The organism is Streptomyces sp. NPDC043680 (assembly GCF_056436685.1).
Window position 1 is genome coordinate 22467 of the sequence record NZ_JBWKCE010000033.1, and the last position, 6480, is coordinate 28946.

A 6480-nucleotide genomic window follows, 5' to 3' on the forward strand; every position below is an offset into this window, starting at 1 on the left:
GGTTGCAGATCCGACCGGGTTTCAGAAGGCGAAGTCGACGTAGTCGATGTCGGTGAACTCGACCAGGAGGCTGGTGGCACGGGCGCCGCTGTCCTTGAAGTAGATCTCCTGGAGGCCTTCCGCCGCGATGGCGCGGAGCTCGGCCTCGGGGGCGCCGGCTTCCTGGGCGGCGAACAGGCGGCTCGCGTACTGCGGCGGCAGGTGCTGGGTGATACGGCGCATGCGGCCGTCGTCGGTGGTGCCGGGGGCGGCGGTGAAACCGAAGCGGGCCCGGGTTTCGATCACCAGGCCGGTCTGGCGGGCGGCCTGCTCGCGGGCGCGCTTGCGGACCAGGGGCTGCCAGCGGCGGCGGACCTCGGTCGCCAGGCGGGCGGCGAGAGCCGGCTTGGGCTGCCTGAGCTGGTCCCTGACGTAGCGCTCGACGGTGCGCTGGGAGATGCCGAGGAGGCGGGCCGCCTCCCGGGTGGACTTGAGCTGCTTGACCAGGAAGCGCATCTGCGCGCCCGCGGACTTGGGGACGGGGCGGGTGAAGTGCAGTTCGTCGGCGCGGCTGAGGCTGTCGTCGATGCTGGCCATGTCTGCTTCTTACTCTCCGTCGGCGGCGGCGTCGTGGCCCTTGATGTGGCGGGCGGGATTGAGACCCTCGTCCAGCATCTGGACGGCCCACAGGAGGGGCTGGGTGCCCTCGTGCTTGACCATGCCGGGGCTGACGCCGAGGCGGAAGCCGCCGGGGAGGGGCTTGCCTTCGGGGGTGCGGGGGAGGAAGTCGAGGGGGCTCGGGCCGTCGGAGAGGTAGACCGCGCAGTCGGAGAGGACGGCGACGGGGTACTGGCCGGCGGCGGTGGCGAGCTTGTTCATCTTGCGGTGCATGTTGACGCGGGCGGTGGAGATGACGGCAGCGCGGATGTCGGGGCGCCACGTGGGGCGTTCGAGGGCGGGCCAGGGCTCGCCGGGGCGGTAGCCGGCGCCCTGGGGGCGTTCGCGGAGCTTGCCGATGCCGCCCTTGACGGTGGACTTGATGGCCGACAGGACCGGCTTGAGCGTGGCGGTGCCCGGGTGCTGGGGGGCGGTGGCCATGGCGGTCAGGAACTCGGTCTCCGAGAGGGCCGAGGTGATGCCGAGGTCGGCCATGGTGGCCATGTAGGCGTCGCGCAGGCGGGTGTACCAGGCGTCGAGGTAGGAGCCGTGGTCCGGGCGGAGCCAGGCCTCGGTCGGGTGGACGGTGTGGCCGAGCTCCTGCGCGTAGGCGAGGGTCGGGGTCGCGTACCAGGCGGGGCCGGTGGGGGGCTTGCCGTGCGGGGTGAAGGGGCTGGGCAGGCGCGGGTCGAGGGGGAGGGAGGACAGGTCCGCCAACCAGCAGCCCGGGGTCTTCGGGTCGAAGCGGGGGCTGGTGGTGTGGACGGCCGGGCCGAGACCGACGGTGAGGCGGTTCGCGGCGGCCGCGAAGGCCATGTTCACGTCGATGCCGACGGCGTGGGTGCGGGCGCACTCGGCGTCGGTGAGCAGCTCCGGGTCGCGGAACCAGTCGTACGCCTCCTCGTCGAGCACCTGGTCCGGGGTGCGCTGGTGGGCGCGGGGGTACAGGGCGGCGACCACCGGATGCTCATCGGGGGCCTCCGGGGGAGCCGGGTCGACGGGGCGGGTGAGGGAGCCGGGGACGGGCGCGGACTCCCAGGTGTTGGTGGCGGGGTTGCGGGCGGCGCGGGTGGGCGGGCGCAGCGCCGTCATGAGCTCCAGGCCGGTCACGGCCGTGGAGCCGCGCGGGGTGAGGACGCGGGTGGCGTACGTGGTGAGGACCTCGGCGAGCTCCGGTGCGGGGAGGTCGGCGGTGTGCTCGCCCCAGGCCCGGGGGTCCAGGGCGCCCCAGGGCAGGATCGCCAGCTGGACGCACTGGCGGCCGGTGGCGGCGGTGGCCGGTCGGTAGATGCGGGGCCAGGGGCCGAAACCGCGGCGGGTCAGCTGCCACTTGCTCTTGGCGAGCTGCTTGAGGACGGGGTGGTGGTCGGGCAGGCGCAGGGCGCGCCGGTCCTCAAGGGCGTCGGGGAGGCCGAGGGCCTCGGTGGCGGCGGCGGTCAGGACGAGGAGCGGGTCGCCGTCCTTGCCGTTGCGGTGGAGGCGGGGGGACCGCAGGTCGGCGTCGGGGCCGAGGGCCCAGGCGATGAGGGTGGGGAGGTCGGTGCGGCCCTTGGGGGGGAGGTCGAGGAGGAGCCCGCGGGCGGCGTGGGCGCGGTCGGTGCCGTCCAGGACGAGGAGGGGGCCGTTGCCTTCCAGGGGGGTGGGGGGAGGGAGGGTGGCGGCCCGGGGGGTTGCCGGTCGGGAGGTTGTCCGTCGGGGGGTTGTCCGTCGGGGGGTGGGGGTGGTGGTGGTGTGGTGCGGCGGTGTTTCGCCGGGCGGCTCTTCCCGGGGCTGGGGCTGGGGCTGGGGCTCCGGCCCGGGGCCCGGGACGGTCGGCGGCTTAGGGGTAGCGGTCGGCGCCGGGGCGGCCGTCGGCTCCGTAGTGGGGTTGACGGCGTTAACGCCGTTAATGCCGTCGACGGGGTGGAGGGCGGCCAGGCCTTCCAGGAGGCGGGCGTACGCAGCGCGCTTGGGGGGACGCGGGGCCGTGCGGCCCGTTTCCCAGGAGGTGACGGTTTCGCGGCGTACGGAGAGGGCCTTGGCGATCTGGTCCTGGCTCAGACCGGCGGCTTCCCGCAGGCGCTTGCGCTCGTCTGGATGCGGGAGCGGGTCCTGAGCGGCCGCTTCTTCGAGCAGGGCGTCGACTGCAGCGAAGAGGCTCTCTTGTTCGTCGGGCATGGTGCGTGCGTACCTCCGGGGGGCAGCCTATGTGAAGCGCACGGCTGAACGCACATGAAACGCACGTGGGGCGTTAACGGCGTTAACGCCGTTAACGCCTTCGTCGGCGTCCGGATGCCGGTCCCGGCGTGGGTTCCGGTGCCGGTCCGTGGTGGCGGTCCGGCGTCCGTGCATTCAGATGCGGGTCAGCAGGAGCTCGGTGACGGCCTTGAGGTCGTCGGGGGTGAGGTGGGCGGCCAGGGCGTCCGCGATCGTTTCCGGGGAATCCGTGGCGATCGTGATCCGGGGCGCCGCGGAGGCAGCCGAGGCAGGGGAGGCATTAACGCCGTTAACGGTCGGGTCCGGCGTGGGGGCATTAACGCCGTTAACGGTCGGGTCCGGCGTGGGGGCATTAACGCCGTTAACGGTCGGGTCCGGGTGGGTGCGCTGGCGCGGGGGGTTCACGGCGCTGATCGTCTCGGTGGCCGCCGCCTCCTGTTGCGCCTGCGGCAGGCGCCCGATGCGGCGGGCCGGTTCCACCTTGAGCTCGCCCGTGTCGACCTTCTCCTGGAGACTCGGGGTGAGGTTCAGGAGGGCCAGCCTCTGGGAGACCCAGGCGGCCGTCTTGCCCAGCCGCTTGGCGACCTGCGCCTGGGAGCCGTGGACGTCGACGAGTTCCTGGAGGGCCCGGGCCTGGTCCATCGGGGCCACGTCCACCCGGTGGATGTTGGCGATGAGGGCCGATTCGAGGATGTCCGCGGCCGACGCCGACAGGGCGTCGTTCACGTGGATGTGCATGGTCTTCAGGCCGGCCAGTTGGGCGGCCGCGAGGCGCCGGTTGCCGTCGATCACCACGTACGGGGCGCGGCCGAGGCCGTCGGTCTGGCCCGGGTGGGCCTCCATGAACGCCATACGGGTGGCGACCGCGAGCGGCTGGAGCTGACCCCGGGAAAGCAGGGACTGGGCCAGCTCGTCGAGTTCGGTGAGGTCCTCGCGGAGGTTGAACGGGTTGTGCGCGAGCGCCTCGATGGGGACCTCGGACGGCGGGACCACCCCGGAGGTGGGAGCGCCGGTGGCCTCCGCGATGGCCGCGCGGCGGGAGCTGACGCCGACGGGCTGGGCGCGGGCGAAGGATGCCGAGACGGCGAGCTTGTCGGCCTTGCTCATGAGATCTCCCTTGCGAGGGCCCGCAGCGCGACCGCTTGGTCGCCCTTGGGCGCGTAGACGAACAGCGGCTGCTTCACGCGGACGGCCTCGCGCTGTTCCTTGAGGTCGGGTACGACGGCGACGACCCGCGGATCCTTTATGTCCCTCCAGGCCTGGAGGGAGGAGGTGGCGATGTAGCCGCGGCGGCCGTCGTAGAGGTTCACGACCAGGCCGAGGTAGTCGATGTCGAGGGCGAGGTCGTCGCGCAGGTCGTTGATCTGGGAGGTGAGGAGGTCGTACGCGTCGGCCGAGGAGTCCTCCGCCTGTACGACGATCAGCGCGCCGGAAGCGCCGGGCTGTTCGGCGTCGCGGCGGCGGCCGTAGTAGATGGCGGCGTCCATGCTGAGGCCGAGGCTCGGGGGGCAGTCGATGAGGATGACGTCGTAGTCGGACTCGACGGGTGCCAGGGCTCGTTCGAGGGCGGCCTCGCGGGCGCGGACGGTGGACAGGCGCACGTCGAGGAGGAAGGCGTCCGTGCAGGCGGGGAGCAGGTGGAGGCGGTCGCCGAAGCGTGCGTCCGGGATGGGGACGACCAGGTCGGCGAGGGGCCCCTTGGCCTCGCCGGCCATGTGGCAGGTGAGGCTGTCGCCGCCGATGGGCAGGGGCTGCTGGCCGAGCTGCTTGGTGAGGTGGCCCTGCGGGTCGAAGTCGACCAGCAGGACGCGCATGCCGAGGCCCGGGAGGTCCTCCAGGTCCAAGGGGGTTGCCCCCGTCGGCTCCGAGGGGTGCCCGTCGCTCTCCTCGGCGCCCGAGAGGCGGGCGGGCCGGCGGGCGACGCGGACCGGGTGGAGGGTCTCCGGGTCCTCGGCGAGGGCCTCTGCGGTACCGGCGGTGATGGCGGTCTTGCCGACGCCGCCCTTCTGGTTGCACACGACGATGCGGCGTACGACGGAGGGCCGCTTGACGGTGGGGGCCGGGTTCATCTCCAGCCACAGGCGGACGGCTTGGGCCAGTCCCTGGATGAGGGAGACGCCGCGGTCCTTGCAGTCGGCGCGGAAGGAGTCCCACTGACCGGCGGGCAGCCAGGTGGAGAAGGATTCCGCGCCGGAGGTGTCGACGGGGGAGGGGGCCGAGGCGAGCGCACGCCAGTGCGCGATGCCCTGGTGGACGGCGTCCTGGATGTCCACCCCGAGTTGGGCGGTGCGGACTTTCAACTCCTGGCGGAGCCACGGGGCGAGTTTGGAGACGACCTTCTCGCGGTCGCTCTGGGACGAGGGCGAAGTCATGAGAGGGACTTTACTAACGTTCGAGACCGCGTGTGGGCGCCACGCCTGAGTTTTGCTAACGAAGTGGGTGCGGGGGGTGGGGAACGGGGGGTGGAGCGGCCTTGGATCGGCCGGAATGTCCCTGCTGCGGCTCTGGGACGGCCCGGATCGGCCTGGACCGTGGTGGAGCGGGGGCGGATACGCAACAGGGCGGCCTCGCACACGCCGTAGCGAGCACCCCCGTGGTTCGCCACGGCGTGTGCGAGGCCGCCCTGGATACGTCGTCAGCCGACCGGGACCGCCGAGGCGTCGGGCAGTGCCAGACCGAGCTCGGCCCGGCACTCGGGCGAGCCGGCCGGGTCGAAGTCGGAGATGCGGTGCGCGGGCACGATCCCCGGGAGCAACAGGTTCCACAGGTCGATGACCCGGGAGTGCAGGTCCTCACGGCCGGTACGGACGTGGGAGGTGACCTGGATGCCGGTGAACGAGCCGACGAGGAAGGTGGAGAGGTCGTACACGTCGAGCGCCGGGAGGACGTCGCCCCGCTCCTGGGCCGGCGTCAGGCAGGCGTGGCAGGTGTCGATCCACGTGTTGTACGGGGCCGGGTCGGGGTTGGTGAACGAGCCGAACTCGATGACCAGGCGGATCGCGGCGCGGATACGGACGTTGGTGCGCAGCCCGTACGCCATCTGGTGCGTCAGGTCGATGACCGTCTGCAGGCCGGGCTCCTCGATGGCGGGAACGCCCTCGGAGACCTGGAACTGCTCCTCCATCAGGGTGCGGGCGAGGGCTTCCTTGGAGGGGAAGTGGAAGTACAGCGCGCCCTTGGTGACACCGGCGTACCTGACCACGTCGCTGAGGCTGGTGCCGCCGAAGCCGCACCGGTCGAAAGCGATGGCTGCGCCGTCGAGGATCGCCTGCCTGGTGATCTCGGCACGTTCCTGCCGGGCCCTTGCCATGTGCGTGTCTCCTGGTGCTTTTCGCTGGTGCTGCTGGTGCCGCTGGTGCCGCTTGTTCGTGTCGTGCTGGCGTCTGATGGGACGTCGGGCTCCATCTTGTGGGATGGGGGCGAAGAAAACCAGTCGACAAGTATTTTTTCGGGGGAGGGCGTTAACGGCGTTAAGGGGCGGCGTTGGCGACGGTGAAGGGGCGGAGGGCGTTAACGGCGTTAACGCCGTTAAGTGGTCGGGGTGGTCGGGATGCCCGCCCCCGGCATCAGAGAAAGTCCGGGGGCGTCCCGGCAGTCCACTGTCCTTCCGGGGCTGGCCGGGCCGTCAAGGGCGCTCACTGCGTTCGC

The 6480-nt window shown here is 72.0% G+C and carries 5 protein-coding genes; all 5 read right to left on the bottom strand.

All coding sequences use genetic code 11. From position 1 onward, the window contains the following. Nucleotides 1-21 precede the first annotated feature (21 nt). The 5 genes from tpg to AC0666_RS33430 all read right to left on the bottom strand — a co-directional run bounded on the left by tpg (nt 22) and on the right by AC0666_RS33430 (nt 6142). Nucleotides 22-576: a telomere-protecting terminal protein Tpg gene (gene tpg, locus AC0666_RS33410; protein WP_468974391.1), complete on the bottom strand. Its 555-nt coding sequence runs from the start codon at nt 574-576 to the stop codon at nt 22-24. A 9-nt stretch (nt 577-585) separates the two neighbouring features. After that, nucleotides 586-2793 carry a telomere-associated protein Tap gene (tap, locus tag AC0666_RS33415; protein ID WP_478709039.1) on the bottom strand — a complete coding sequence of 736 codons (2208 nt, stop codon included), beginning with the start codon at nt 2791-2793 and terminating at the stop codon, nt 586-588. A 174-nt stretch (nt 2794-2967) separates the two neighbouring features. Beyond that, complete coding sequence (locus AC0666_RS33420; protein ID WP_478709040.1) at nt 2968-3939, bottom strand: ParB/RepB/Spo0J family partition protein; 972 nt, start codon at nt 3937-3939, stop codon at nt 2968-2970. Beyond that, nucleotides 3936-5204, bottom strand: coding sequence for a ParA family protein (locus AC0666_RS33425; protein WP_478709041.1), 1269 nt, complete (start codon nt 5202-5204; stop codon nt 3936-3938). Before AC0666_RS33425 ends, AC0666_RS33420 begins: the two co-directional genes overlap by 4 nt. A 263-nt stretch (nt 5205-5467) precedes the next feature. Then, entirely contained in the window at nt 5468-6142 is a 675-nt protein-coding gene (locus AC0666_RS33430) for a ScbR family autoregulator-binding transcription factor (RefSeq protein WP_468974399.1), read from the bottom strand. Nucleotides 6143-6480: the final 338 nt, after the last annotated feature.

Bases quoted from the DNA above. Each gene is read 5' to 3' on its own strand.
- AC0666_RS33420 (WP_478709040.1), bottom strand. From the start codon at position 3,939: ATGAGCAAGGCCGACAAGCTCGCCGTCTCGGCATCCTTCGCCCGCGCC.
- AC0666_RS33425 (WP_478709041.1), bottom strand. From the start codon at position 5,204: ATGACTTCGCCCTCGTCCCAGAGCGACCGCGAGAAGGTCGTCTCCAAA.
- AC0666_RS33430 (WP_468974399.1), bottom strand. From the start codon at position 6,142: ATGGCAAGGGCCCGGCAGGAACGTGCCGAGATCACCAGGCAGGCGATC.
- tap (WP_478709039.1), bottom strand. From the start codon at position 2,793: ATGCCCGACGAACAAGAGAGCCTCTTCGCTGCAGTCGACGCCCTGCTC.
- tpg (WP_468974391.1), bottom strand. From the start codon at position 576: ATGGCCAGCATCGACGACAGCCTCAGCCGCGCCGACGAACTGCACTTC.